Origin of the sequence: Nostoc sp. T09, assembly GCF_002154695.1 — a bacterium.
GTDB lineage: Bacteria > Cyanobacteriota > Cyanobacteriia > Cyanobacteriales > Nostocaceae > Aulosira.
Genome location: NZ_MTAV01000179.1, coordinates 1 through 2,018 on the forward strand (window position 1 = coordinate 1; position 2,018 = coordinate 2,018).

Sequence of the window (2,018 nt, forward strand, 5' to 3'; positions counted from 1 at the left end):
TCATGATATTGACAAACTTCTTACCCTTGTGGAATGAAACAGCCCTGCTTTTTAAGGGGGTTGGGGGATCTAAGTTCTGAAGTAGTTCAACATAATTAATTACACAAAGTCATTGCGAATAGAGCGATCGCAATGACTGTATTTTTGTTGATGTAAAGTATTACCTTCGACCTTTCTCCGGCAGATTTCTCGGCGGTGTTTCCTGTCCTTGGTAAAATCGTCTTTCTAACTTGCCCAAGCTCAACCAAATTCCGCCACCAAGCAAAACAGCTAGGCTCGAAATAGCCACCGTTAAGCCCGATACTTGACCCTGAATCAACACTAATAAGGGAAGCAATCCCCAGACAAGTGCTGTTACCACAGCTAATCCCATCCGCAACCGTTGTAAGTTGTGTAAAGCAGGGCGGCAGCTAGCGCATTTTTCTGTGTGAGAATGATACCTATCTAGTAATAATTCCTTTGATAATGGTGGTGAAAGAGTCTCGCCTGGGAATGACTCGGCACTATATTGATTAACCCAAGAACGCAACTGAGATACAAAAAGATCGGCTTTGGTAGGCAAATAAAATGCTTTGCTAAACTTAGCACTGCCGCCGCGTTTTTCCAGATACCTTTCTTGGTGATGCAGGAAAATCTGATCGTCTTCTAGCACATGATTTTGATTAAGGTGTGAGTACCAGCGTGGAGTCAGCTTGAGAAATAGTCCTGGTAATTTGGAGGAAAATTTGAAGGGAAAGCGGGCAAATAAGCGACATTGTCCCTTGCGAATCGGAGTTGCATAAACTACTGTGAGTGTTCTGCCAAATTGTTTGGAAGTAAGGTCATGCCACATTAATGCGGGAGCAATAAAGGTAGTATCCTGTCGCCCTAAAGTTCCTTTACGAGGGCCTTCTTCCCAAACTCCTTTAAACCCCCATTTCCCAGATTCTACAATCTCTAATTCCACAGCAGACACGTTAGCTCGGTTGCCGACGGTACGGTGGTGAGTGTAAGGTATGTGGCTGGAGTCGAGAACGTTTTCCATCAACGTCAGCGCATCATAAGGTATGTCTCGAAAAGTATTCAGGCAAACCCAGCCTTCAGATTCTTCTTCCAAAACATCGACAATCGGAACTTTGGTATGGGGTGCGTTCTCTGCGCGCCCTGCATATACAAACAAAAGTCCTTGACGAACCGTGGTGGGAAATGAAGTAGCGCAGGCACGTTGAGAAACTTCTGCCTTTCCGCCTTCTTTTTGTTGCGGAATCGATTCACACTTACCCGTTCCCGAAAATGCCCAGCCATGATAAGGACATTCTAGCCATCCGTTCTCATCAATTCTGCCTTCTGAAAGTGGAGCTAAACGGTGCGGGCATTGGTCTTCAAAGGCTCGCCACGTCTGTTCATTTTTATCCCACCACAGCACAAGATCGCGCTCTAGTAAGGTGAAGCGAGTTAGCTGGGATTTATCTAAATCTTCGATGTAATGTACAGGATACCAAACCTCCCGCCAGTCAAAGCGCTCTGGATCGCGTCCACCAGCAGGAAGCTCTTGTACTGCTTGAATTTCGGATGTTACGTTCAGAGAATTTTCCTCTGACTGTAAAACAGTGTTAGACATGGTGGGAGTTTGCAATAAAAATTTAATCGTCTATCTACACAAAATGTAACAATTTTTCAACGGTGATGGACGGGAAAAGTTGAGAAATCAACCGATGGTGTAAAGAAGGCAGAGGGCAGAAGGAAAGGAAAAGGATTTTCATGCGTGCTAGTGTACCCAGTTCATGACGACTGTTGGGTCTGGCCCGAATATCGATACAAACAGTTCTCTCGCATACCCGACATACCGCCCACAGGCTGAAAGCCTAGGGCTATCCATACGAAGCCTGCAAAGGCAGGCTTAATTTCTTAGCCTGCGTTCGTTGTAGACATTCCCCTACCCCTACGGCTAAGGTGTACACACAAGTACTATCTCCAAAGGTTTCAGGCGTTATAGACCCTTTAAATTGTCATTACGAGCGCAGCGATAGCCCAGCGAA

At 45.5% G+C, this 2,018-nt stretch carries 1 protein-coding gene; it reads right to left on the reverse strand.

Annotated features, from left to right (window positions below; genetic code table 11):
- Positions 1–160 precede the first annotated feature (160 nt).
- Positions 161–1,600, reverse strand: a complete 1,440-nt coding sequence (locus BV372_RS29345; RefSeq protein ID WP_086690187.1) for a Rieske 2Fe-2S domain-containing protein — start codon at positions 1,598–1,600, stop codon at positions 161–163.
- Positions 1,601–2,018: the final 418 nt, after the last annotated feature.

Excerpts from the sequence above, each read along its gene's own strand:
- BV372_RS29345 (WP_086690187.1), bottom strand. The coding sequence starts at position 1,600 with ATGTCTAACACTGTTTTACAGTCAGAGGAAAATTCTCTGAACGTAACA.